Source organism: Xinfangfangia pollutisoli (assembly GCF_020179405.1).
Taxonomy (GTDB): domain Bacteria; phylum Pseudomonadota; class Alphaproteobacteria; order Rhodobacterales; family Rhodobacteraceae; genus Pseudogemmobacter; species Pseudogemmobacter pollutisoli.
The window spans coordinates 1-23,030 of record NZ_JAICBZ010000031.1; the positions used below are offsets into that span (position 1 = coordinate 1).

General features: G+C 69.0%; 22 protein-coding genes. 12 read left to right on the top strand and 10 right to left on the bottom strand.

Translation table 11 applies throughout. The features are described 5' to 3' along the window. The 7 genes from K1Y73_RS10905 to K1Y73_RS10935 form a co-directional block, all read left to right on the top strand. On the top strand, positions 1-872 hold an 872-nt coding region (locus K1Y73_RS10905; RefSeq protein WP_225028327.1), incomplete at its 5' end, for an aminoglycoside phosphotransferase family protein. Further along, complete coding sequence (locus K1Y73_RS10910) at positions 848-1,546, top strand: nucleotidyltransferase family protein (RefSeq protein WP_225028328.1); 699 nt, start codon at positions 848-850, stop codon at positions 1,544-1,546. The genes K1Y73_RS10905 and K1Y73_RS10910, both read left to right, overlap by 25 nt. Continuing rightward, the gene (gene addB, locus K1Y73_RS10915) at positions 1,543-4,467 is read left to right on the top strand and encodes a double-strand break repair protein AddB (RefSeq protein WP_225028329.1); all 2,925 of its coding nucleotides are present in this window, start codon (positions 1,543-1,545) and stop codon (positions 4,465-4,467) included. Before K1Y73_RS10910 ends, addB begins: the two co-directional genes overlap by 4 nt. Next, positions 4,464-7,778 carry a double-strand break repair helicase AddA gene (gene addA, locus K1Y73_RS10920; RefSeq protein ID WP_225028330.1) on the top strand — a complete coding sequence of 1,105 codons (3,315 nt, stop codon included), beginning with the start codon at positions 4,464-4,466 and terminating at the stop codon, positions 7,776-7,778. The genes addB and addA overlap by 4 nt, the downstream gene beginning before the upstream one ends. A 58-nt stretch (positions 7,779-7,836) precedes the next feature. Beyond that, complete coding sequence (gene trxA / locus K1Y73_RS10925) at positions 7,837-8,163, top strand: thioredoxin (RefSeq protein WP_225028331.1); 327 nt, start codon at positions 7,837-7,839, stop codon at positions 8,161-8,163. Positions 8,164-8,271: 108 nt separating this feature from the next. Then, positions 8,272-8,829: an ATP-dependent protease subunit HslV gene (gene hslV, locus K1Y73_RS10930; RefSeq protein ID WP_225028332.1), complete on the top strand. Its 558-nt coding sequence runs from the start codon at positions 8,272-8,274 to the stop codon at positions 8,827-8,829. Positions 8,830-8,910: 81 nt separating this feature from the next. Beyond that, a complete protein-coding gene (locus K1Y73_RS10935; protein WP_225028333.1) occupies positions 8,911-9,972 on the top strand; it encodes a hypothetical protein in 1,062 nt (353 codons plus the stop codon). 32 nt (positions 9,973-10,004) lie between these two features. Here the strand turns inward: K1Y73_RS10935 and K1Y73_RS10940 are convergent, their stop codons facing one another. Next, positions 10,005-10,508, bottom strand: coding sequence for a pyridoxamine 5'-phosphate oxidase family protein (locus tag K1Y73_RS10940; protein ID WP_225028334.1), 504 nt, complete (start codon positions 10,506-10,508; stop codon positions 10,005-10,007). Between the two features lie 89 nt (positions 10,509-10,597). On the opposite strand from K1Y73_RS10940, the gene hslU reads away from it, so the two are divergent. Then, a complete protein-coding gene (gene hslU / locus K1Y73_RS10945; protein ID WP_225028335.1) occupies positions 10,598-11,899 on the top strand; it encodes an ATP-dependent protease ATPase subunit HslU in 1,302 nt (433 codons plus the stop codon). A gap of 31 nt (positions 11,900-11,930) precedes the next feature. Here the strand turns inward: hslU and K1Y73_RS10950 are convergent, their stop codons facing one another. Next, entirely contained in the window at positions 11,931-12,386 is a 456-nt protein-coding gene (locus K1Y73_RS10950) for a MarR family winged helix-turn-helix transcriptional regulator (RefSeq protein ID WP_225028336.1), read from the bottom strand. 46 nt (positions 12,387-12,432) lie between these two features. On the opposite strand from K1Y73_RS10950, the gene K1Y73_RS10955 reads away from it, so the two are divergent. Beyond that, positions 12,433-13,653, top strand: a complete 1,221-nt coding sequence (locus K1Y73_RS10955; protein WP_225028337.1) for an MFS transporter — start codon at positions 12,433-12,435, stop codon at positions 13,651-13,653. A gap of 7 nt (positions 13,654-13,660) precedes the next feature. Here K1Y73_RS10955 and K1Y73_RS10960 read toward each other — a convergent pair whose 3' ends face one another. Further along, a complete protein-coding gene (locus tag K1Y73_RS10960) occupies positions 13,661-14,491 on the bottom strand; it encodes a fumarylacetoacetate hydrolase family protein (RefSeq protein WP_225028338.1) in 831 nt (276 codons plus the stop codon). Between the two features lie 46 nt (positions 14,492-14,537). Next, positions 14,538-15,284, bottom strand: a complete 747-nt coding sequence (locus K1Y73_RS10965) for an SDR family NAD(P)-dependent oxidoreductase (RefSeq protein WP_225028339.1) — start codon at positions 15,282-15,284, stop codon at positions 14,538-14,540. A 122-nt stretch (positions 15,285-15,406) separates the two neighbouring features. Between K1Y73_RS10965 and K1Y73_RS10970 the strand changes: the two genes are divergently transcribed. Next, positions 15,407-16,537: an alpha/beta hydrolase gene (locus K1Y73_RS10970; RefSeq protein WP_225028340.1), complete on the top strand. Its 1,131-nt coding sequence runs from the start codon at positions 15,407-15,409 to the stop codon at positions 16,535-16,537. Positions 16,538-16,542: 5 nt separating this feature from the next. Here K1Y73_RS10970 and K1Y73_RS10975 read toward each other — a convergent pair whose 3' ends face one another. Genes K1Y73_RS10975 through K1Y73_RS10985 form a run of 3 tightly spaced genes read right to left on the bottom strand, consistent with a single transcriptional unit; the run spans position 16,543 to position 18,803 of the window. Then, positions 16,543-17,103: a Smr/MutS family protein gene (locus K1Y73_RS10975; protein WP_225028341.1), complete on the bottom strand. Its 561-nt coding sequence runs from the start codon at positions 17,101-17,103 to the stop codon at positions 16,543-16,545. A 5-nt stretch (positions 17,104-17,108) separates the two neighbouring features. Beyond that, positions 17,109-18,134 carry a murein transglycosylase A gene (mltA, locus tag K1Y73_RS10980; RefSeq protein ID WP_225028342.1) on the bottom strand — a complete coding sequence of 342 codons (1,026 nt, stop codon included), beginning with the start codon at positions 18,132-18,134 and terminating at the stop codon, positions 17,109-17,111. A gap of 9 nt (positions 18,135-18,143) precedes the next feature. Further along, positions 18,144-18,803, bottom strand: a complete 660-nt coding sequence (locus tag K1Y73_RS10985) for a Tim44/TimA family putative adaptor protein (protein ID WP_225028343.1) — start codon at positions 18,801-18,803, stop codon at positions 18,144-18,146. 123 nt (positions 18,804-18,926) lie between these two features. Here K1Y73_RS10985 and K1Y73_RS10990 point away from each other — a divergent pair, with 123 nt between their 5' ends. Continuing rightward, complete coding sequence (locus K1Y73_RS10990; protein WP_225028344.1) at positions 18,927-19,418, top strand: FxsA family protein; 492 nt, start codon at positions 18,927-18,929, stop codon at positions 19,416-19,418. A gap of 128 nt (positions 19,419-19,546) precedes the next feature. Further along, positions 19,547-20,068 carry a protein-export chaperone SecB gene (secB, locus tag K1Y73_RS10995; RefSeq protein ID WP_225028345.1) on the top strand — a complete coding sequence of 174 codons (522 nt, stop codon included), beginning with the start codon at positions 19,547-19,549 and terminating at the stop codon, positions 20,066-20,068. Between the two features lie 16 nt (positions 20,069-20,084). Here secB and nagA read toward each other — a convergent pair whose 3' ends face one another. From nagA to K1Y73_RS11010, 3 genes are read right to left on the bottom strand one after another with little or no spacing between them, the layout of a single operon-like run. Further along, positions 20,085-21,191 carry an N-acetylglucosamine-6-phosphate deacetylase gene (gene nagA, locus K1Y73_RS11000; RefSeq protein ID WP_225028346.1) on the bottom strand — a complete coding sequence of 369 codons (1,107 nt, stop codon included), beginning with the start codon at positions 21,189-21,191 and terminating at the stop codon, positions 20,085-20,087. Further along, entirely contained in the window at positions 21,191-22,213 is a 1,023-nt protein-coding gene (locus K1Y73_RS11005; protein ID WP_225028347.1) for an SIS domain-containing protein, read from the bottom strand. Before K1Y73_RS11005 ends, nagA begins: the two co-directional genes overlap by 1 nt. Next, positions 22,210-22,974, bottom strand: a complete 765-nt coding sequence (locus K1Y73_RS11010) for a GntR family transcriptional regulator (protein ID WP_225028348.1) — start codon at positions 22,972-22,974, stop codon at positions 22,210-22,212. Before K1Y73_RS11010 ends, K1Y73_RS11005 begins: the two co-directional genes overlap by 4 nt. Positions 22,975-23,030: the final 56 nt, after the last annotated feature.

Consider the following 23,030-nt stretch of genomic DNA (forward strand, 5'->3'; position numbering starts at 1 on the left):
ATCGCGCGGTGCTGATGCAGGCGCCGGGCGCCGCCGCCGAAACCGCGGCCTTCCTGCGCATCGCCGCGCATCTGGCCGGCCTGGGCCTGTCGCCGCCGCGGGTGCTGGAGGCCGATCCCGAAGCCGGGTTAGTGCTGCTGGAAGACCTGGGCGACGATCTGTACACCACGGTCATCGCCCGCGATCCGGCCGCTGAACCCGCGCTGATGCAGGCCGCCGCCGCGGCGCTGCTGGCCCTGCAAGCCGCCCCGCCGCCGCCGGGGCTGCAGGATCTTTCGGCCGCAACCTGGGCGCAATCGGCGCTGCTGGTCACCGATTTCTATGCCCCGGCCGAAGGCGCTCCGCTGGCCAAGGCGCTGCAATCGGCGCTTCAGGCCCATGCCGACGGCCCCCGCGTGATCCTTCTGCGCGATTTCCACGCCGGCAACCTGTTGTGGCTGCCCGACCGGCGCGGTCTGGCCCGGGTTGGTTTGCTGGATTTCCAGGATGCCCAGCTGGGCCAGCCCGCTTACGACCTTGTCTCGCTGCTGCAAGACGCGCGCCGCGATGTCTCGCCCGCCGCACAAAATGCGGCGTTAGAGACGTTTTCGGCAGGCCTGGGCCTGTCGCCCGGCGCGCTTGCCCCGGCCTTCGCCGCGCTGGGCGCCCTGCGCGCGTTGCGCATTCTGGGGATCTTCGCCCGGCTTTGCCTGCGCGATGGCAAGCCCAGCTATCTGATCCACCTGCCGCGGGTCTGGCGGCAATTGCAGGCCAACCTGGCCCATCCCGCCCTGACCGATCTGCGCGCCACCTGCGCGCGGCTGGTGCCGGAACCGGGCCCGGCCTTCATCGAGGATCTGAGGGCGCGATGCGGCAGCCAGTCTTCCCGCTGATGATCTTCGCGGCCGGTTTCGGCACGCGGATGGGCGCGCTGACCGCCCATCGGCCGAAGCCGCTGATCGCCGTCGCCGGCGTGCCGCTGCTGGATCGCGCGCTTGCGCTGGGCCGGCAGGCCGGGGCGGCGCCGGTGGTGGTGAACACTCATTACCTGGGCGATCAGATCGCCGCCCATCTGCAGGGCAGCGGCATCGCGATCAGCGACGAGCCGGATGAAATTCTGGAAACCGGCGGTGGATTGCGCCAGGCGCTGCCGCTTTTGGGCCCGGGCCCGGTGATGACCCTTAACCCCGATGCAGTCTGGGCCGGCCCCAACCCGCTGGCGCTGCTGGCGCAGGCCTGGGATCCGGCCCGGATGGATGCGCTTTTGCTGACCATGCCGGCGGAAAAGGTCAAGGGCCGCGGCGCCAGGGCCGATTTCACCCTGGACGAGCAGGGCCGCATCCGCCGGGCCGAGGGCGCGCCCGGCGTGCTGTATCTGGGCGCGCAGATCCTGAAGCCCGACGGTCTGGCGGACATTCCGGACCGTGCCTTCTCGCTGAACCTTCTGTGGGACCGGATGATCGCCGAAGGCCGCGCCCATGCGTTGACCTATCCGGGCAAATGGTGCGATGTCGGCAGCCCCGAAGGCCTGGCCGCCGCCAAAGCCCTGCTGGCCGGCGCGCCATGATCGGTCCGGTCCTCTTTCCCGAACCCGGCCCCCGGCTGTTCGCGCTTGCCCCCGGCGCCGACCTGCCGGCCAGCCTGGCGGCCGGCCTGCGCCAGCGCCTTTCGGGTCAGCCGCCCGAGGCCATGGCCGGGGTCACGGTCTTTCTGAACACCCAGCGCCTGCGCCGCCGTCTGCGCGATTGCCTGACCGAGACGGGGGCGACGATCCTGCCTCGGCTGCGTCTGGTCACCGAACTGGGCTCCGATCCCCTGCTGTCGGGCACCGCGCTGCCCGTCTCGCCGCTGGGCCGCCGGCTGGAACTGGCGGTGCTGGTCGAACGGCTGCTGCGCGCCGAACCCGGTTTGGCGCCACGTTCGGCTCTGTTTGACCTGGCCGACAGCCTGGCCGGGCTGATGGATGAGATGCGCGCCGAGGCGGTGCCGCCCGAGCGGGTGATCGGTCTGGACGTGGCCCAGCATGCGGCACATTGGGCGCGGGTGCAGGGCTTTGTCGGTCTGGTGGCGCGATTTTTCGGCCCCAGTGCCGCGCCCGATGCCGAGGCGCTGCTGCGCGCCGCGACCGAGGCGCTGATCGCACGCTGGCAGGCCGCGCCGCCGCAGGGGCCGGTGATCGTGGCGGGTTCGACCGGGTCGCGCGGGACGACGGCGCTGCTGATGCGGGCGGTGGCGCATCTGCCCCAGGGCGCGCTGCTGCTGCCGGGCTTCGATCTGGACCAGCCCGAGACGGTCTGGGCCGGGATGGAGGATGCGCTGACCCATGAGGATCATCCGCAATATCGCTATCGCCGGCTGCTGGACACGCTGGGGCTTGACCGTAGCGCCGTGCGCGACTGGGGCGCGCCCCCGCCCGACCCGGCGCGTAACCGGCTGATCTCGCTGGCTTTGCGCCCTGCCCCGGTCACCGATCAATGGATTGCCGAAGGGCCATCTCTGCCCGATCTGGCCCAGGCCACCGGGCGGATTACGCTGATCGAGGCGCCGGGCCCGCGGCAAGAGGCGCTGGCCATCGCCCTGCGCCTGCGCCAGGCGCTGGAGCAGGGCCAAAGTGCCGCGCTGCTGACCCCCGACCGCGAATTGACCCGCCGGGTCACCGCCGCGCTGGACCGCTGGGGCATCCTGCCCGACGATTCGGCCGGGATTCCGCTGCAACATGCGCCGCCGGGCCGGCTTCTGTGCCTGATCGGCCGCGGGCTGGGCCGGCGGCTGGCGGTGGATGAACTGCTGGCGCTGCTGAAACACCCGCTTGCCTTTTCCGGCGGCGACCGGGGCCAGCATCTGCTGCTGTCGCGCGAGCTGGAGTTGCATCTGCGCCGCAAGGGTCCGGCCTTCCCGGATGCCGGTTTCCTGACCGCCTGGGCCGCGGCGCGCGATGCCGCGCCCTGGGGCCTATCGCTGGCCGGCCTGCTGGACGGGATCGCCGCGGCCGCCCCGGCGCCGCTGGCCGATCTGGCCGCCCATCACCGCGCCCTGGCCGAAGCCTTGGCGGGGGGCGAGACTGGGGGGTCGGGCGGGCTGTGGGAAAAGCAGGCCGGGGCCGAGGCGCTGGCGGCGATGGAAGACCTCGCGCGCGAGTCGCCCGAGGGCTTTGCCCTGTCCCCCGCCGATTACGCCGCCCTGGCCGAGGCGGTGATCGCCCGCCGCGCCGTGCGCGACAGTCTGGGCCGCGACCCGCGGCTGCAGATCCTGGGCCCGCAAGAGGCGCGGATCCAGGGCGCCGATCTGGTCATTCTGGCCGGGCTGAACGAAGGCATCTGGCCCGCGCGACCCGCGCCCGACCCCTGGCTGAACCGCAAGATGCGGGCGGAATCGGGTCTGTTGCTGCCCGAACGGCGCATCGGCCTGTCGGCGCATGACTTCCAGATTGCCGCCGCCGCCCCCGAAGTGGTGCTGTCGCGGGCCTCCCGCGATGCCGAGGCGGAAACCGTGGCCTCGCGTTGGCTGAACCGGCTGACCAATCTGCTGTCTGGTCTGGCCGCGACCGGCGGGCCGCAGGCGCTGGCGGCGATGAAGGCGCGCGGCGATGCGCTTCTGGCGCTGGCCGCACAGGTGGAAACCCCCGCCCCCCTGCCCGCCGCCCCGCGCCCTGCCCCGCGTCCGCCGCTGGCGCTGCGCCCGCAGCGTCTGGCGCTGACCGCGATCGAACGGCTGATCCGCGATCCCTATGCGATCTATGCCGCCCATGTGCTGCGCCTGCGCCCGCTGCCGCCGTTGCGCGCCCTGGCCGATGCCCGCCTGCGCGGCGAGGTGCTGCATCGCGTGCCGGAAACCTTGCTGCGCCAGGGCCTGCCGCCGGATCCCGCCCAGGCGGCCGAGGCCTTGCTGCGGATCACCGCCGAGGTTCTGGCGCAGGATGTGCCCTGGCCCGGCATGCGTGCGGTCTGGCAGGCGCGGATGGCGCAGATCGCCCTGCCCTTTGCCGAAATGCTGCTGGCCGAGGGCGGAAGCCCGGCCGTGCTGGAACGCCAGTTCGAGGTGACCCTGCCCGATCTGGGCTTCACTCTGGTCGGCAAGCCCGACCGGATCGACCTGCTGGCCGATGGCGCGATCCGCATCGTCGATTACAAGACCGGCACGCCGCCCTCGAAAGACCAGCAGAAGCATTTCGCCAAGCAGCTGGACCTGGCCGCGCTGATGGCGGCGCTGGGCGCTTTCCCGGGGATCGAGGGCATTTCGCGGGTTCAGACCCAATATGTCGGGCTGAAGCCGGGCTTGAAGGTCGAGGCGCGGCTGCTGGGGCCCGAGGATATTGACCTGATCCGCCAGGAACTGACCGCGCTGATCCTGGCCTGGCGCGATCCGGCGCGCGGCTATGTCTCGCGCCGGGCGGTGTTCGGCCAGCGCGACGGCGGCGATTATGACGATCTTGCCCGCTTCGGCGAATGGGACATGACGGCCACGCCCGCGCCGGAGGATGTTGGATGACGACGCTTGCCACCCAGCACCAGAACGCCGCCGCCGATCCGGGCCAGAATGTCTGGCTGGTGGCCAATGCCGGTTCGGGCAAGACCAAGGTGCTGACCGACCGGGTGGCGCGGCTTTTGCTGCGCGGGGTCGATCCGCAGAACATCCTCTGCCTGACCTATACCAAGGCCGCCGCGGCCGAGATGCAGAACCGGCTGTTCAAGCGGCTGGGCGCCTGGGCGATGGCGCCTGAGGCCGAGTTGGTGACGAATCTGACCGATCTGGACGAGGCCGCGGCCTTGGCGCCCGACCGGCTGGCCCGGGCGCGTCAGCTGTTTGCCCGCGCGATCGAGGCGCCGGGCGGCATTCGCATCCAGACCATCCATTCCTTCTGCGCCAGCCTGTTGCGCCGCTTTCCGCTGGAGGCCGGCGTCTCGCCCGCCTTTACCGAGATTGACGACCGCTCGGCCGCGCTGCTGCGGGCCGAAATCTTCGATGCCATGGCCGAAGGTGCTGAGGCGCCGCTTCTGCGCGCCGTGCTGCCCGATGTGGGGGAAGAAACCGAAGGCTTCATCGCCCAGATCGTCGGCAATCGCGCGGCCCTGGCCCGGGCACCCAAGCCCGAGGCGCTGGCGGCGACCTTCGGCCTGTCGCCCGATCTGAATGAGGCGGCGCTTGAGGCCGAGGTCTATCTGGGCGGCGAGGCGACGATCCTGTCGGCATTGGTCGCCGCGATGCAGAAAGGCAGCGAGTCCGAGGCCAAGACGGCGGCCAGGCTGGCGGCGCTGGCGCCCTATGTGCCCGGCCCGGCGCTGAGCGAGATGCTGGAAGGCCTGCTGCTGACCGGAAAGGCGGCGAAGCAGCCGTTTTCCGCCAAGATAGGCTCTTTCCCGAACAAGGACACGCGGGCCGCGCTGGGCACGATGCTGGATCAGCTGAATGCGCTGATGCAGCGGGTGGAAAGCGCCCGGCCGCGCCGGCTGGCCTTGGCTGCGCTGCGGCAATCGGCGCGGCTGCATGCCTTTGCCGAGGCCTTCCTGACCCGTTACGAAGCCGCCAAATCCGCCCGCGGCTGGCTGGATTTCGACGATCTGATCCTGCGCGCCACAGCACTTCTGACCGATCCTTCCGTCGCGCCCTGGGTTCTGTACCGGCTGGATGGCGCCATCGACCATGTTCTGGTCGACGAGGCGCAGGATACCAGCCCGGCGCAATGGCGCATCATCGAAGCGCTGACGGCGGAATTCACCGCCGGCGAAGGCGCGCGCCGGGTGCCGCGGTCGCTGTTCGTGGTGGGCGACAAGAAACAGTCGATCTATTCCTTCCAGGGCGCCGATGTTGCCGGCTTTGACCGGGTGAAGGGTGATTTCAAGGCGCGGTTCGCCGGGGCCGATGCGGCTCTGACGGAACGGCCGCTGGTCTATTCCTTCCGCTCGTCCGAGGCGATCCTGCAGCTGGTCGACCGGGCCTTTCCGGGCGACCGCGCCCAGGCGCTGGGCGGCACATTCGAACACCGCGCCTTCAACGAGATGCTGCCCGGACGGGTGGATCTGTGGCCGCCGGTGCCCAAGGCCGAAAAGCCCGAGCCGGGCAATTGGTTCGACCCGGTGGATCTGCCCTCGGATGAGGATGCGCCGGTGGTTCTGGCCCGGCAGGTCGCGGAATGGATCGCCGACCGGCTGGCCGAAGGCGCGATGATCCCTGATCGGGGCGGGCCGCGGCGGATGCGGGCGGGCGATGTGCTGATCCTGGTGCAGCGCCGGAAAGAGCTGTTCCACGAGATCATCCGGGCCTGCAAGGCGCGCGGTCTGGCCGTGGCCGGGGCCGATCGGCTGAAGCTGGCCGAGGAACTGGCGGTGCGCGACATCCTGGCGCTGCTGCATTTCCTGAACACGCCCGAAGACGATCTGGCGCTGGCGACGGTTCTGCGCTCGCCCCTGTGCGGGTTGAGCGAGGGGCAGTTGTTCACCCTGGCGCAGGGCCGGCCGGGCTATCTGTGGGAACGCCTGCGCGAGACCGGCGATGCGCCGACGCTGGCCCTGCTGCACGATCTGCGCGACCGGGCCGAATTCCTGCGCCCTTACGAGCTGATCGACCGGCTTCTGACCCGCCATGGCGGGCGGGCGCGGCTGTTGGGGCGGCTGGGCGAAGAGGCGGCGGATGCGATCGACGAATTGCTGTCGCAGGCCCTGGCCTATGAACGCGCCGAAGTGCCCAGCCTGACCGGATTTCTGGTCTGGATGGAAGCGGGCGATGTCGAGGCCAAGCGCCAGGCCGAGGGCGCCGGCGCGATGATCCGGGTGATGACGGTGCATGGCTCGAAAGGGCTTGAGGCGCCGGTGGTGATCCTGCCGGAAACCCAGGATCGCAAGCTGACCGAACAGGACCGGCTGATCCCGCTGGAGGGCGCGGTGGCCTGGTCGGGCCGGGCGGAGGAAAACCCGCCGGCGCTGGCCGCCGCCAAGGCCGGGCGTCAGGCGGCGCGCGAGGCGGAAAACCTGCGGCTTCTGTATGTGGCACTGACACGGGCGAAATGCTGGCTGATCGTGGCCGGGGCGGGCGAGTGTTCGGAAGGGTCCTGGCACGGGATCGTCGCGGCGGCGATGGCGGGCCTGCCCACGGCGCCGTTGCCGGGCGGGGGCTTGCGCTATCAGTTCGGCACCTGGCCCGATCCCGCCGGGGCCGAGGCGGCAGTGGCACGGGCCGAGGCGCGGGCCTTGCCGGGCTGGGCCCTGGCGGCGCCGGGCGCGGCCCCGGCACCTGTGGTCGAGATCGGTCCGTCGGGCCTGGGCGGCGAGAAGCTGGTTCTCGGCGGTCTGACCGCGCCGGACCCGGCCTTTGACCCGGAAGAAGACCGTCTGGCCCGGGGCACCGTGCTGCATGCGCTCCTGGAACATCTGGCCGGCGTCGCGCCGCCGGACCGCCCGGCGCTGGCGGGCCCCCTGGGTGCGGATGCAGGCCTGTTGGCCGAGGCCGCGGCGATCCTGGATGCGCCCGATCTGGCCTGGATCTTCGGCCCCGGTTCCTATGCCGAAGTGCCGCTGGCCGGGCCCTGGCAGGGCGCGCGTCTGGTGGGGGCGGCGGATCGGCTGGTGGTGACCGAGGATCTGGTCACCGTGATCGACTTCAAGTCGAATGCCAGCCTGCCCGCCGGGCCCGAGGCCATTCCCGAAGCCTATCTGCGCCAGCTGGGCGCCTATGCGCATGTGCTGGCCGAGATCTATCCGGGTCGGCGGATCGAGACGGCGATCCTCTGGACCCGGGGCCCGCAGCTGATGCGGGTCGATCCCGAGATCGTGAGGGGGGCCCTGGCCAGATCCGCTATCCCTTGACGTGCCGGGGGGGCATCCTTACCTTCTTTCCCCGACATATTCCCTCAGGAGAGCCGCCATGGGCGAAGCCACCGTTGCCGTCACCGACGCCACGTTCGACGCGGAAGTCCGCAAATCGGACATCCCGGTCGTGGTCGATTTCTGGGCCGAATGGTGCGGCCCGTGCCGGCAGATCGGCCCGGCGCTTGAAGAACTGGCCGCCGAATACAAGGGCAAGGTCAAGATCGTGAAAGTGAATGTCGACGAGAACCCCGACAGCCCGGCCATGCTGGGTGTGCGCGGGATTCCGGCGCTGTTCCTGTTCAAGGATGGCGAAGTCGTCTCGAACAAGATCGGCGCGGCGCCCAAGGCGGCGCTGGCGAACTGGATCACCTCGGCGATCTGACCCGGTCGGGTCACGGTCGAGGTCAGGAAGGACAGAGGGGCGGTCCCGCGGGGCCGCCCTTTTCCTTTGCCGCCCCAGCGGCCATATAGGGGCAAAGCGGAGGCGCGGATGGCGGAAGACAAATTCCCCGGCTGGCACGGCACGACGATCCTGGCGGTGCGTCGGGGGGGCGAGGTGGTGGTCGCGGGCGACGGGCAGGTCAGCCTGGGCCAGACGGTGATCAAGGGCACGGCGCGCAAGGTGCGCAGGCTCAGCCCCGGAGGCCGCGACGTGGTGTGCGGCTTCGCCGGCAGCACCGCGGACGCCTTCACCCTGCTGGAACGGCTGGAGAAGAAGCTGGAAGCCGCGCCCGGGCAATTGGCGCGCGCCTGTGTCGATCTGGCCAAGGACTGGCGGATGGACAAGTATCTGCGCAATCTGGAAGCCATGCTGATCGTGACCGACGGCGCCGATCTGTTCGTGATCACCGGCGCAGGCGACGTGCTGGAGCCCGAGCATGACGTGGCCGCGATCGGCTCGGGCGGGAATTACGCGCTGGCGGCGGCGCGCGGGCTGATGGCGGGCGACCTGCCGGCCGAAGAGATCGCCCGGCGCGCCATGGCGATTGCCGCCGATATCTGCGTGTACACCAACGGAAATCTGACGGTCGAGACGATCCGCAGATAGCGCATGGGGCAGGGCCCGGGGCGCGCGCCGCCGCCGGACCCGCCAAAGGATTTGGTCCAGAATGAAAAGGCGGACAATCGGATGAAGCCAGAGGATTTGCGCGCGGCGGTGGCGGCGGGGATCGTGACCGAGGCGCAGGCGGCCTCGTTGAAGACCCTGATCGAGGCGCGCGCCGGCCAGCGGGCCGCCATGCCCGCCGAAGACGAGCCTTTCGAATTCTTCCGCGGCTTTTCCGAGATCTTCATCTCGATCGGCCTGGTGATCCTTCTGTCGGGCGTGGTCGGGCTGCTGACCTGGTTCGGCGGCTTCACCATCCTGGTCGCCGTGCCGCTGATCTGCGCCGCGGTGGCCTTCTGGTGGGCGCATTACTTTACCCTGAAGCGGCGGATGACCCTGCCCTCGATGGTGCTGGCCTCGGCCTATGGGGCGGGGCTGCTGATCTTTGCCATCACCCTGATGGGCCGGACCGGCATGGACGAGCGGACGGCGGCCACCCTGTCCTTCGCGCTGCCCGCGGCGGGGATGGTGCTGTGGTATCGCCGCTTCAAGCTGCCCTTCGCGGCCTTCCTGACCGGGCTTTTCGTGCTGGGGCTGGTCTATGCGATCACCGCATCGACCGCGCGGCTGGGCGATCTGTTCATGGGGATGAACGGGCTGGACGGGCTGTTCGACCTGCGCGAAAGCCCGGTCTTCGCCACCGCGACCCTGATCTTCGGGATCGGCGCCTTTCTGGCCGGCATGTGGTTCGACCTGCGCGATCCGCACCGGCTGGGCCGCTATGCCGCCACCGCCTTCTGGTGCCATATGCTGGCCGCGCCGGCGCTGGTGAACACCGTGGCGATGACCATCCTGTCCGGCAGGGATGGCGGCGGCGGGCTGGTTGCCTTGTCGGTGGCGCTGCTGATCATCGCGCTTCTGGCGCTGGTGATCGACCGGCGGTCTTTCCTGACCGCGGCCATCGCCTATATCGCGCTGGTGATCTCGGCCGTGGTGGGCGAGGGCGATGGCAGCCAGTGGATCGCGATCCTCTTGATCCTGGGCGCGCTGATCACCGGGCTTGGCACCTGGTGGGTGCAGCTGCGCGCCGGGCTGATGCGCGCCCTTCCGGCCTTTCCCGGCAAGGGCAGGCTGCCGCCCTGGTGAAAGGGCGGCACCCGGATTTGGCGGATTTGGGCTCAGGTCAGGCGGACCGAGGCGACATGATCGCGGTAGCTTTGCTTGGGGTCGATCCCCAGCAGCATCTTCACCCCGGCAAGCAGGCTGGAGCCGTCATGCCAGATCTGGGCCTCTTCGGCGTCAAAGCGCAGCAGCGCCAGCTTGGGGTCGGTCTTGCCGCCTTCATACCAGGCGGCGATGAAGGGGTTCCACAGCCGCTCGATCACCGCGCGGTCATCGTCGCGCACCAGCCGGCCATGAACGCAGGCAAACAGGCCATGGCCCTTGTCGGCAAAGGTGGCGACGGCGCGGCTGTCGGCCGTCACCGCGCGCACGATGTCGGTATCGACCGACGAGAAGAACCAGATCGGACCATGGGCGGGCCCGTCCTGGCCGGCGTCATCCAGCATCGCCGTCATCGGGCGGGTATGCGCGTCATCGACATGGGCAAGGCCCAGCATCATCGTGCGGTCCGACTTGACCGCTTTCCAGAATTTTTCCTTCAGCTCTTCGGGGGTGGACATGGCTGTCTCTCCTTGGATGGATATGAAGAGACAACCGCCGGTTCGGGCAAGGGTTCCGGCCACGAACCGGCTTGTGAACGGAGATCTGCATGACCGACCTGACCCCCCGCGAGATCGTAAGCGAACTGGACCGCTTCATCATCGGCCAGGCCGAGGCGAAACGCGCCGTCGCGGTGGCCCTGCGCAACCGCTGGCGCCGCAAGCGGCTGGGCGATGACCTGCGCGACGAGGTCTATCCGAAGAACATCCTGATGATCGGGCCGACCGGCGTGGGCAAGACCGAGATCAGCCGGCGGCTGGCGCGGCTGGCCAAGGCGCCCTTCCTGAAGGTCGAGGCGACGAAATTCACCGAAGTCGGCTATGTCGGCCGCGATGTCGACAGCATCATCCGCGATCTGGTGGATGTGGGCCTGGCCGAAACGCGGGCGCGGATGCGCGAAGAGGTGCGCGAAAAGGCGCGGCGCGCGGCCGAAGACCGGGTGATCGAGGCGCTGGCCGGCAAGGACGCCCGCGACGGCACGCGCGACATGTTCCGGGGCAAGCTGAAGCGGGGCGAGCTGGACGAGACCATGATCGAGATCGAGGTCCAGGATGCCGGGCCGCAGATCCCGATGATGATGGGCGGCGCGCCGGGCATGGAGATGCAGATGCAGGGTCTGCAGGATCTGTTCAAGGCCTTTGGCGGGCGCGGCCAGCGCCGGCGGATGACCGTGGCGCAAAGCTATGACGTGCTGCTTGGGCAAGAGGCCGACAAGCTTCTGGATGACGAGGCGGTGCGGGCGGCGGCGCTGGCGGCGGTGCAAGAGAATGGCATCGTCTTTCTCGACGAGATCGACAAGATCTGCGCCCGGGCCGATGCGCGCGGCGCCGATGTCAGCCGCGAAGGCGTGCAGCGCGACCTGCTGCCGCTGATCGAAGGCACCACCGTTTCAACGAAATACGGCCCGGTGAAGACCGACCATATCCTGTTCATCGCAAGCGGTGCCTTCCACATCGCCAAACCCTCGGATCTTCTGCCCGAATTGCAGGGCCGCCTGCCGATCCGGGTGGAACTGGAGGCGCTGGGCGAGGGCGATTTCGTGCGCATCCTGACCGAAACCGACAATGCGCTGACCCGGCAATATGCCGGCCTGATGGCGACGGAAGACCTGGCCGTCAGCTTCACCGAAGCCGGCATCGCCGCGATTGCCCGCATCGCCGCCGAGGTGAATCGCAGCGTCGAGAATATCGGCGCGCGCCGGCTGTACACGGTGATGGAGCGGGTCTTCGAGGAACTGTCCTTCACCGCCCCCGACCGCTCGGGCGAGACGGTGGTGGTGGACGAGGCCTTCGTCGAAAAGAATGTGGGCGCGCTGGCCCGCTCGGCCGATATCTCGCGCTATGTGCTGTAGCGCCCTGGCGTGAGGGCTGCGAAAAGCGGCTCTATTCTGGCGGAAACGCGGTTTCACCGGGCGCGGTCAGGGCTGCCAGCGCCGCCGAAAGCCCGGGACTGGGCGGCAGGCGGTCATGTTCTGCCTGCCAGAGCGGCAGCGCCTTTGCCAGAAGCGCATGGCCCGGCTCGGTCAGGGCGGGGCGACGGATGCGGCCATCCCGCGGATCGCCGGACAGCGTGACCAGCCCTGCGCGGTCAAGGCGGCGGATCGCGGCCGTGACCGTGGCCTGATCCATCGCCAGAAAGGCCGCAAGCTGGGCAAGGCTGGGCTGCCATTGCCCCGACAGCGCCATCAGCATCGAGAACTGGCCGGACGTCAGGCCCAGCGGCCGGAACACCGCATCAAAGCGCCGCGCCAGCGCCCGGGCGGCGCGTTGGCTGGCCAGGCAAAGGCACTGATCGCGCACGCGCTGCACGTCGCCAAGCGAAATTCTTGTCGGTTGCATGGTGCTTTGATATCAAAGCATATCGACTCGGACAAGCGGGGCGCAGATGCAGGATCCTTCCTATCGCTGGGTCGTCGTCGCGGCGGGGGGCCTGATCGGCTGCGTGGCCATGGGCGCGCTGTTCGCCCTGCCGGTCCTGCTGAACCCGATGGTGGCCGATACGGGCTGGTCGCGCACCGGCATTTCCGGGGCGATGACCGTCGCCTTTCTGGCCATGGCGCTTTGCGCGATGCTGTGGGGGGCGGCCTCGGACAGGTTCGGCGCAAGGCCGGTTGTGCTGCTGGGGGCGGGTCTGTTCACCCTGGCCCTGGTGCTTGCGTCCCGGGCGCAAAGCCTGCTGCAGTTCCAGCTGGCCTTCGGGGGGCTGGGCGGGGCGACGGTTGCGGCCTTCATTGCGCCGATGATGGCGACGGTAACAGGCTGGTTCAGCCGGCAGACGGCGCTTGCCGTCTCGTTGGTTTCGGCGGGGATGGGGCTGGCGCCGGTCACCATGTCGCCGCTGGTGGCCTGGCTGATCGGGCGACAGGACTGGCGCGAGGTTCTGTTGCTTCTGGCGGGGATCGTGGCGATCCTGACCCTGCCCGCGGCCCTGCTTCTGCGCCGCCCGCCGCAGGTGATTCAGCCGGAACAGAGCCTGTCTGGCCCCGGCCTCCACGATCCGCGCAGCCTGCGGCAAGTTGTGGTTTCCGCGCCCTTCCTGGTGCTGGTGGCGGCGAATTTCTTCTGTTGCGCCACCCATAGCGGCCCGATCTTCCACACGGTCAGCTATGCCGAACTGTGCGGCCTGTCGACCATCGCCGCCGTGTCGATCTATTCGGTCGAGGGGATTGCGGGCATGGCCGGGCGGCTGGGCTTTGGACTGCTGGGCGACAGGTTCGGTGCCAAGCGCGTGCTGGTGTCCGGGCTGCTGGCACAGGCGCTGGCGGCGATGCTTTATGTCTTTGCCGGCGGCCTTTATGATTTCTACGCTGTCGCGGCGCTGTTCGGCTTCATCTACGCCGGAACCATGCCGCTATACGCTGTTCTGGTGCGCGAGAATTTTCCGCTGCGGATGATGGGCACGATCATCGGCGCAACCAGCATGGCCGGCGGGCTGGGCATGGCGACGGGTCCGGTTCTTGGCGGCTGGATCTTCGATCGCACCGGCGGCTATGCCGGCATGTATTTCACCAGCCTTGGCCTGGGCCTGGTGGCGACCCTGGTGATGCTGACCTTCCGCCCCATCCCACAAGGCGCCGCGGCCGAAACCCCGCCGACCGCGGCCTGAACAGGCTCTAATCCTGCACGCAGACCTGTTTCTGCCGCCCCAGCCCTTCGATCCCCAGTTCCACCACATCGCCCGCCTTCAGATAGCGCGGCGGTTTCTGCCCCATGCCGACGCCGGGCGGCGTGCCGGTCGAGATGATGTCGCCGGGATGCAGGGTAAAGAATTGCGACAGGTAGGAGATCAGGAAATTGACCCCGTAGACCATGGTCTTGGTCGAGCCGTCCTGCATCACCTTGCCGTTGACCTTCAGCCACATCGCCAGGTCCTGCGGATCGGCCACCTCGTCGGGGGTGACCAGCCAGGGGCCGGTCTGGCCGAAATTGTCGCAGCTTTTGCCCTTGGTCCATTGGCCCGCGCGTTCCTGCTGGAAGGCGCGTTCCGAGACGTCATTGACCACGCAATAGCCGGCGATATGGGCCGGGGCCTCGGCCTCGGTCACATATTTCGCGGGCTTGCCGATCACGACGGCCAGCTCCACCTCCCAATCGGTCTTCAGGCTGCCGCGCGGGATCAGGATCGGGTCGTCCGGGCCGCAGATCGCGCTGGTCGCCTTCATGAAGATCACCGGCTCGGGCGGCACCGCCATGCCGGATTCTGCGGCGTGGTCGGCGTAGTTCAAGCCGATGCAGATGAATTTCCCCGTCCCCGCCACGCAGGGCCCCAGCCGCGGCGTGCCCTCGACCACCGGCAGGCTGTCGGGGTTGGGCAGGCTGTCCAGCCGGGTCAGAACCGCGCCGGCCAGATCGGGAATATGCGAGGACAGATCGCGGATCGTGCCATCGTCATGCAGAAGCCCGGGCCGTTCATGCCCCGGGTCGCCGTAGCGCAGGAATTTCATTCGGCTATCCTTCGGTTGGTCGCGGCATGCTAGCGGCGCCTTCGGCCTAGGCCAAGGGCGGAAGCCCGGCCGCCGCGCGCAGACCCGGCTCGCGGATATCCAGCTCTTGCCCCAGCCGCGAATCGGCTTCGGGCGTGCAAAGCCAGGCCAGCATCCGGGCGGGCTGCGCGGCCGGGGCCAGCGCGCTGCGCGGCAAAAGCGAGACTTCGTTGATCCCCGAGGCGCGGATCGCCGCCTGCATCGCGGTATCCACCACGCCCGGCGCCAGGCCGAAGGCCCGGATGCCCTGGGCGCCATATTCCAGATGCAGGCATTGCGTCAGCATGGCCAGCCCCGCCTTGCCGGTGCAATAGGCCGCCCAGCCTTCCTTCGCCCGCCGTGCCGCGCCGGACGAGACATTGATCACCGTCCCGCGCCCCCGGGCCAGCATGGCCGGCAGGCACAGGCGGATCGCATCGAACTGGGCGACCAGATTCGTCTCTATGCTTGCGGAAAACGCCGCGATGTCGAGATCAAGCATCCGTCCGGCGGGCGCGATGGTGGCCGCGTTGTTGATCAGGATGTCAAAGCCCGGTGCGGTGATCTGGGCCAGGCGCGCGCGATCGGTGATGTCGCAGATCACCCCATGGCCCGCCCCGTCCAATGCCGCCCGGGCCGAGGCCAGGCTTTCGGCGCTGCGCGCGGTGAAAGTGACCTGGGCGCCCAGATCGGTCAGGGCGCGGATCGTGGCCAGGCCGATGCCGCCGGCCCCGCCGGTGATCAGGGCCGTCTGACCGGAAAGCCTGTGGGTCATCGCATCCTCCCGCTGTGTCCCTTTGACATATGTGACCGCGCCGTGTGCGTCACGGCAAAAACGTGCCGTCGAAAGGCTTCAACCCCCCTTGACCCGGCGCGGCGTCCCCGCAAGCTGCGCGCATGCATCGCATCCTTCTTGCCGCCTTCCTGAGCCTTCTTCTTGCCTGCTCGCCGCGCGGCGAGTTTGTCGATCTGTCGCAGCTGCCGCCCGAAAAGGCCCAGGCCGCGGCGGCCAGCGGCGCGCGCGAGGTGGTGTTCGTCGCCACGACCCGAAAGGGCAAGGGCGGGGCCAAGACCTTTGGCTATGAGCGGGCCGATGCCCCCACCTTCCTGCGCATCGACGTGCGTGTGCCGCCCGAGCGCAAGACCGGCGAAGTGGCCTGGCCGAAGAACCCGCGCCGCGCCGATCCGGACCACGATTTCCTGACCTATGACGAGACTGTCTTTCCCGATGCGGCGGCCTTCCGTGGCGCGCTGCGCGCAAGCATGAAAAGCCGCGGCCAGCGCGATGTCGTCGTCTATGTGCATGGATTCAACAACACCATGGCGGAAAGCGTCTATCGCGTCGCCCAGATGCACAATGATCTGAAAGTGCCTGGCGTGGCGGTGCATTACGCCTGGCCCAGCCGCGGCTCTCCGCTGGCCTATGTCTATGACCGCGATTCCGCGCTGGTCGGGCGGGACGGGCTGGAGGAGTTGCTGAACCAGGTCGCCAATGCCGGCGCCAACCGGATCATCATCGTCGCGCATTCCATGGGCGGCGCGCTGACGATGGAATCGCTGCGGCAGATCTTTCTGTCGAATGATCGCCGGGTGATTTCGCATCTGGGCGGCGTGGTGCTTCTGTCGCCCGATCTGGATGTCGACCTGTTCCGGTCGCAGGCCCGCGCCATCGGCAAGCTGCCGCAACCTTTCCTGATTTTCGGCAGCACCCGGGATTCGGTGCTGAACATCTCGTCCAAACTGTCGGGGGCGCCCGACCGGCTGGGCAATCTGAAAACCCTGGCGCGGATCTCGGATCTGCCGGTCACCTACCTGGATACCGCGGCCTTCGATGTGGGCGGCGGGCATTTCAATGTCGGCAATTCGCCGGCCCTGATCCAGCTTCTGGGCGGCATCGCCAATATCGACGCGGCCTTCCGGGCCGAGGCGGCGGCGCGGGTCGGCCTGCTGCCGGGCGTGGTGCTGACGCTGCGCAATGCCACGGGCATCATCCTGGCGCCGGTCGAAAAGCTGGCGACGCCCGATTAAGGCCGCTAGCGGCGGCGCAGATAGACATAAAGCGCGCCGGCACCGCCATGTTTCAGATGCGCTTCGCTGACCTGCTGCACCACCGCCGACAGCGGCGCCAGGCGCAGCCAATGCGGCACCTGATGGCGCAATGCGCCAATCGGACGCGGCACCGGATCATGCACGGCCTTGCCCTTGCCGGTGATCACCAGCACCAGCCGCATCCCGGCAGACTGGGCGTTCAGCAGAAAGCCGATCAGCTGGGGATGCGCCTCGGCCAGGGTCATGCCGTGCAGGTCGATCCGCGCCTCGGGCGCCAGCTTGCCACGGGTCATCTTGGCATGGGTCCTGGCATCCATCCGCAGCAGATCCGGCACCGGGGCAGGGGGCTGGGGTGCGGGTTTCTCGCCCAGGCGGAACGGCGGAATGCGGCTTTGGGCCGGCTGTTTCGGCGGGTCGGGCAGCGGCGGGGCAGGGGTGGCGCCCGGGTCGGGCAACGGCAGATGCGGGTTGTGCATCGGCCGGATCGACCGGGCGACCGAGGACCACAGCTCGGCCTCGTCTGGGCGCAGGCGGCGACGGCGCATCGGGCCTATCCGCCCGAAGCCAGCGCATAGGCGCGGTCGATCGGCAGCAGCACGACCATGCGCCCGCCATCCTTCACATCGCCGGCCGCCTGGCCCGCCGCATCGCCGAAGCCATAGAAAATATCCGCCCGCTGTGCCCCTTTGATCGCGCCGCCGGTATCCTGCGCCACCATCAGCCGGTTCAGCGGCGCGCGGCCCTCTTTCTCGATCCAGACCGGCGCGCCCAGAGGGGTGAATTTCGGATCCACCGCCAAAGACCGCAGCGGGGTGATCGACCGGCCCATCGCCCCGATCGGGCCCTTTTCCGCCGGCAGATTGCCCAGCTTGCGGAAGAAGACGTAAGAAGGGTTGGTGTTCAGCAGATCATCCCCGGCACCGGGATGCGCCCTGACCCAGGCGCGGATCGCCCCGGCCGACACCTGATGCGCCGACATGATGCCGCGCCGCACCAGTTCCTGCCCGACCGAGCGATAGGGGTGGCCGTTCTTGCCGGCATAGCCGACCCGGATCACCCGCCCGTCGGTCATGCGGATCCGGCCCGAGCCCTGGATCTGCAGGAAGAACACCTCGACCGGATCGTCCAGCCAGGCGATCTCCAGCCCGCGCCCGCGCAGGATGCCGCTTTCGATCGTGGCCCGCGAATGCCAGACCGCGCCATCCGGCAGTTCCGGCGGGCGGCGATAGATCGGCCAGGCATAGCGCGGGGTGCGCACCGGCGAGCCGTCCAGTTCCGGTTCGTAATAGCCGGTGAACAGCGCCGGCGGCGTGCCGATCACCACCGGCTTGAAGAACAGTTCGAAAAACGCCCGGGCGGAGCCGTCATCGGGCGGCACATCGGCGGCCAGCGCGCATAGGGGCGCCCAGTCTTCCGGCCCGATCCGGTCGCATGTGTCCAGAAACGCCCGCAGCGCCGAGGCCTGGCCATCTTCGCGCCAGCCGGCCAGCGATTCGAATTCGACGACCTGCGCCTGTGCCATGCCCGCCCCTGTCAGCGCGAGAAGAAGACAGAGGCTGCGGAACAGCGCGGCCATGGCAAGGGCTCAGTCGCCGGTGGCCACAAGCTGCCAGTTCGGATCGTCCACCCCCATGCGGCGGGCGAAGGTCCAGACGTCGCGCTGGCGCTTGACCGATTTCGTGTCGCCCTCGACCACCTCGCCGGCCTTGTCGCGCACGACCTGGGTCAGCTCGCCCACGAAGCGCACGGTGATCTCGGCAAAGCCCGAGCCCCGGTCGAAGGTTGCCTCTTCCAGCACCATTTCCTTGAGACCGACGAAATTCGCCTCGACCGACAGGCCGTCTTTGGCGCGCTGTTCGATCACTTCGGTAAAGCTTGCCTCGACCTCGTCCGACAGGAAGGCGCGGACCGGGTCGATATCGCCGCGTTCGAAGGCCATCAGGATCATCTCATAGGCCTGCCGCGCGCCGGCCAGGAAGGGCGTCACCGCAAAGGCCGGCTCGACCAGCTTCATCGCCGCCAGCGCCTTGGCCGAGGACGAACCGTCAGGCACATGGTCGATGATGTCGCGGTCCGGCCCGCCCTCGATCACTTCGAAATCGCGCTTGACCTGGGGACGCACGTCTTCCAGAGGGATCGGCGGTTTTTCGAACCCGTCGCGCGTGCCAAGAACCGAACGCAGCTTGAGGATCAGGAAGACCGCAATCCCTGCAAGGACGAGAAGCTGGATCAACGACGAGTTCACGGGGCAAGGCTCCGGCAAAAGGGGCTGGCCCGGCTTGGGACCGGGCAGGTTCGATCCTATGTAGGGTCGGGGCGGGTCCAAGTAAACCTTGGGCCGGGGCCTGCGACATGACGGAGTGGTGAAATGTGGCTTCTTCTTGGGCTTCTGGCCTGGCCGCTGGTGGAAATCGCGCTGTTCGTCTGGATCGGCGGCGCGATCGGCGTCTGGGCCACGCTGGCCTGGGTGCTGCTGAGCGCCGGTCTGGGCATGGCGGTGATGCGGGTTTCGGCGGCGCGCAGCGCGGTCGGCTTGCAGGACGGGCTGCGCCAGATCCGCAGCGGCGATCCGGCCGGGCAGCTGGCGGGCGGGATCTTCGGCCTGCTGGCCGGGGGCCTGCTGGTCCTGCCGGGCTTCCTGACCGATGCGCTGGGTCTTCTGCTGCTGATCCCGCAGGTGCAGCGCGGTCTGGCGCGCGCGGCGCTGGCCCGCGCGGTGGTGGTGCGCGCCGCGCCGATGCGCCGCTCGGATGTGATCGACGGCGAATGGCAGGAAGTCCCGCCCGAGACCGCCCGCCGTCTTGATGGAAGCCCGGGCGGGCCGCGGCACGGCTCGGGCTGGACCCGTGACCAGCCCTGACACGGCAGGGCGCGGGTCAGGCTTTCCGCCCTGGCTTTTGGCCCAGGCTTTCGGCATTGAGACCGCGGGGCCTTCCTGCTAGCACCGTGCAGGTCATTCCGGCCCGCGCGGCCGACGAGGAGGTTTCAATGACGGATGAATCCGCAACCGGAAACGGCGCCCCGGCCCCGGCAGCCGCCCCGCAACAACAGGTGCGCATGCAGGTTCTGGCGCAATATGTGCGCGATCTGAGCTTCGAGAACATCGTCGCCCAGAAGGGCCTGGCCAGCGGCGACGTGCAGCCCGATGTCGAAGTCGCGGTCAGCCTGGATGCGCGCAAGCGCCAGGCCGAGCATCAGTATGACGTGCTGATCAAGTTCAAGGTCACCTCGAAGAACAAGGTGAATGGCGAGCCGCTGTTCCTGCTGGAACTGGAATATGGCGGCACCTTCCTGATCGATGGCCTGCCCGAGGCGCAGCTGCATCCGTTCCTGCTGATCGAATGCCCGCGGCTGCTGTTCCCCTTCATCCGCCGCATCATCTCGGACGTGACCCGCGACGGCGGCTTCCCGCCGCTGAACGTGGATCAGGTGGATTTCATGGCGCTGTACCGCCAGGAAATGGCCCGCCGCGCCCAGGCCACCGCGCCGTCGACGACGACGCCGAACTGATCGGCCGAACGGATCGTCAGACCAGCCTTTCGCCCGCGCGCCACACGCCGCGCAGGCTGAAATCCGGCCCAAGATGCACGAAATCCGCCCGGGCGCCCGGGCGGAGATGGCCCAGATCGCCCCGACCGATCAGCGCCGCGGGCCGCGCCGTCGCCATGGCAAAGGCGGTTTCCACCGGCGCGCCGACCTGCGTGACCATCATGGCGATGGCCTGCGGCAGGGTCAGATCCGCCCCGGCCAGCGTGCCATCGGCCAGCGTCAGCCGCCCGCCCCGCCGCAGGATCCGCCGCCCGCCCAGGGTGAATTCGGTCAGATCCGTGCCCGCCGGCGCCATTGCATCGGTCACCAGATAAAGCCCTTCGGGATTGGCGGCCATCGCCACCCGCATCGCCGTGGGGTGGACGTGATGGCCATCGGCGATCAACCCGCAGTGCAGGCCCGAGGTCATTGCCGCCCCGGCCAGGCCCGGCTCGCGATGGCCAAGCTGGCTCATCGCATTGTAAAGATGCGTCACGCCCTTCGCGCCGGCGGCAAAAGCGGCGCGCGCCACGTCATGGCTGCAATCGGTATGGCCCAGAACCACGATCACCCCGGCGGCGGTCAGGCGGGCGATCTGCTCGGGCGTCACCGCCTCGGGCGCGACGGTGGTCAGCAGGGCCGGCAGGCGTTTTCGGCCTTCACAGAGCCGCATAAGCTCGGCCTCGCCCATCGGCCGGATCAGCGCCGGATCGTGGGCGCCCTTGCGGCGCGGGTCAAGATGCGGCCCTTCCAGATGCAGGCCCAGAAAGCCCGGATGCCGGCAGCGCGCCCCGGCGTCGATCAGCGACGCGTTGGCGGCATCGGTATCGGTGATCAGCGTCGGCAGAACGGCCGTGGCGCCCAGCCTCGCATGCGTGTCGCAGAAGCGGTCCAGATCGGCCGGGCCGGTCGCCCCGCCGATCATATGGCCGCCGCCGCCATTGACCTGCAGGTCCAGAAGGCCGGGCAGAAGGTAGCCGCCTTCCAGAAAAACAGTCTCTGTACCGGCGGAATCCGTGATTTTTCCGTCGGCAACCGTCAGCGTGCCCGCGCTGTGCAACCGGCTGCCGTCGAACAGGGCAGGGCCCGAATAGGTGACAGACATCACAGCGTCTCCGTGACCTTGCGCAGATGTGGCGGCAGATCGGGGTCGAAGCCGCGCCGCCGCGACAATTGCTCGGCAAATTGGTAAAAGCCGGTGACCAGAACCAGCGGGGCGACCAGTGGGTGCAGGCCCGGGATCGAGGGCAGGGTGGTTGCCCCCGCGGCCGGCGCGCCGGTCAGAAAGACATCGGCCCCCTGATCGGCCAGGCGTTCGGCCGTGGCAACCAGTTGCGGCAGGGCTTCGTCGGCCACACCCAGCGCCAGAACCGGAAACTGCGCCTGCACGATGGCAGCAGGGCCATGCAGGACTTCGGCCGCCGAATAGGCCTCGGCGTGCAGGCCGCAAACCTCTTTCAGCTTCAGCGCGGCCTCGCTGGCAATCGCAAAGGCCGGCCCGCGCCCCAACACATAGGCCTGGCTGCCCCGCGCCAGCCGATCGGCCAGCGGCGACCAGTCCAGCGCCAGCGCCCTATCCAGCGCCTCGGGCAGCGCGCGCAGCGCCTGTTTCAGTCTCTGATCCTGCTGAAACTCTGCCAGAAGCGCCAACCCGGCCAGGGCCGAGGTGACGAAGGTTTTCGTCGCGGCGACGCTTTGCTCAACCCCCGCCCGCAGCGGCAGGCAATGGGCCGATGCCTCGGCCATCGGGCTGGTCTCGAAATTGGTGATCGCCACGGTGGCCGCGCCCCCCGCCGCCGCCGCGCGCATCATTTCAACGATGTCCGGGCTGCGGCCGGATTGGGAAATGCCGATGCAGGCGGCCCGGTCCAGATGCAGCGGCCGGTGATAGATCGAGGCGATCGATGGCCCGACCGAGGCGACGGGCAGGCCGGCCAGCAGTTCGGTGGCATATTTCAAATAGGTCGCCGCATGATCCGACGAGCCGCGCGCCACCGTCACGAACAGGCGCGGATCGACTTTCTGCAGGGTTAGAGCCGCTTTCTCCACCTCGACCCGGCTGTCGCGCAGAAAGCGCGCGGCCGCTTCTGGGATCTCGGCCACTTCGCGGGCCATGTGCGATCTCATGCAGCACCTCCTTCGGGATCAAGTTTCAGTTCGACGGCGAAGTCATAGGCATCGCCGCGATAAAGCGACCTTGTATATTCGACGACGCGCCCGTCGGGCAGATAGCCGATCCGTTCGATCTTCAGCCCGGCAGCCCCGGGTGGCACTGACAGCAACTCGGCATCGCGGGGCGACAGATTGGCGGCAGAGATGCGCTGCACCGCGCGCACCGGCCGGCAGCCGCGGCGTTCCAGGGCAGTATAGAGACTGTTTTCCACCTCATCCGGGTCGGGCAGCGCGCTCAGCGGCAGCGCGGCGCGTTCGATGGCCAGGGGTGTGCCATCCGACCGCCGCACCCGTTCCAGCCGCGCGACCCTGGCGCCCGGCCCCAGCCCCAGCGCCATGCTTTCCTCGGGGGCCGGCGCGTCGATCCGGCGCGACAGCCAGATCGAATCCACCGCCCGCCCGCGCCGCGCCATGTCTTCGGTGAAACTGGTCAGCACCGACAGCGCCTGTTCCAGCCGCTCGACCCGCGGCGCCACGAAGGTGCCCGATCCGCGGCGCTGCACCAGCTGCCCCGCCGCCACCAGTTCCTGAATCGCCTTGCGCACCGTCACCCGCGACAGGCCGGTCATCGCCGCCAGATCGCGTTCCGGCGGCAGGCTGTCGCCGGGGGCAAGCTTTGCGGTGGCAATCGCCTCGGCCAGGCGCCGCTGCAACTGCAGATACAGCGGCCCCGCGCCGGGGTCGTCAAAGGCGCCAGGCTGAAACGGCAGGCTCACCGTCGGGACCCCTTGCCGGACACGCGCGTCATATGGCCTCCTGAGCAGGGTTTTGA

Bases quoted from the DNA above. Each gene is read 5' to 3' on its own strand.
- K1Y73_RS10910 (WP_225028328.1), top strand. From the start codon at position 848: ATGCGGCAGCCAGTCTTCCCGCTGATGATCTTCGCGGCCGGTTTCGGC.
- addB (WP_225028329.1), top strand. From the start codon at position 1,543: ATGATCGGTCCGGTCCTCTTTCCCGAACCCGGCCCCCGGCTGTTCGCG.
- addA (WP_225028330.1), top strand. From the start codon at position 4,464: ATGACGACGCTTGCCACCCAGCACCAGAACGCCGCCGCCGATCCGGGC.
- trxA (WP_225028331.1), top strand. From the start codon at position 7,837: ATGGGCGAAGCCACCGTTGCCGTCACCGACGCCACGTTCGACGCGGAA.
- hslV (WP_225028332.1), top strand. From the start codon at position 8,272: ATGGCGGAAGACAAATTCCCCGGCTGGCACGGCACGACGATCCTGGCG.
- K1Y73_RS10935 (WP_225028333.1), top strand. From the start codon at position 8,911: ATGAAGCCAGAGGATTTGCGCGCGGCGGTGGCGGCGGGGATCGTGACC.
- K1Y73_RS10940 (WP_225028334.1), bottom strand. From the start codon at position 10,508: ATGTCCACCCCCGAAGAGCTGAAGGAAAAATTCTGGAAAGCGGTCAAG.
- hslU (WP_225028335.1), top strand. From the start codon at position 10,598: ATGACCGACCTGACCCCCCGCGAGATCGTAAGCGAACTGGACCGCTTC.
- K1Y73_RS10950 (WP_225028336.1), bottom strand. From the start codon at position 12,386: ATGCAACCGACAAGAATTTCGCTTGGCGACGTGCAGCGCGTGCGCGAT.
- K1Y73_RS10955 (WP_225028337.1), top strand. From the start codon at position 12,433: ATGCAGGATCCTTCCTATCGCTGGGTCGTCGTCGCGGCGGGGGGCCTG.
- K1Y73_RS10960 (WP_225028338.1), bottom strand. From the start codon at position 14,491: ATGAAATTCCTGCGCTACGGCGACCCGGGGCATGAACGGCCCGGGCTT.
- K1Y73_RS10965 (WP_225028339.1), bottom strand. From the start codon at position 15,284: ATGACCCACAGGCTTTCCGGTCAGACGGCCCTGATCACCGGCGGGGCC.
- K1Y73_RS10970 (WP_225028340.1), top strand. From the start codon at position 15,407: ATGCATCGCATCCTTCTTGCCGCCTTCCTGAGCCTTCTTCTTGCCTGC.
- K1Y73_RS10975 (WP_225028341.1), bottom strand. From the start codon at position 17,103: ATGCGCCGTCGCCGCCTGCGCCCAGACGAGGCCGAGCTGTGGTCCTCG.
- mltA (WP_225028342.1), bottom strand. From the start codon at position 18,134: ATGGCCGCGCTGTTCCGCAGCCTCTGTCTTCTTCTCGCGCTGACAGGG.
- K1Y73_RS10990 (WP_225028344.1), top strand. From the start codon at position 18,927: ATGTGGCTTCTTCTTGGGCTTCTGGCCTGGCCGCTGGTGGAAATCGCG.
- secB (WP_225028345.1), top strand. From the start codon at position 19,547: ATGACGGATGAATCCGCAACCGGAAACGGCGCCCCGGCCCCGGCAGCC.
- nagA (WP_225028346.1), bottom strand. From the start codon at position 21,191: ATGTCTGTCACCTATTCGGGCCCTGCCCTGTTCGACGGCAGCCGGTTG.
- K1Y73_RS11005 (WP_225028347.1), bottom strand. From the start codon at position 22,213: ATGAGATCGCACATGGCCCGCGAAGTGGCCGAGATCCCAGAAGCGGCC.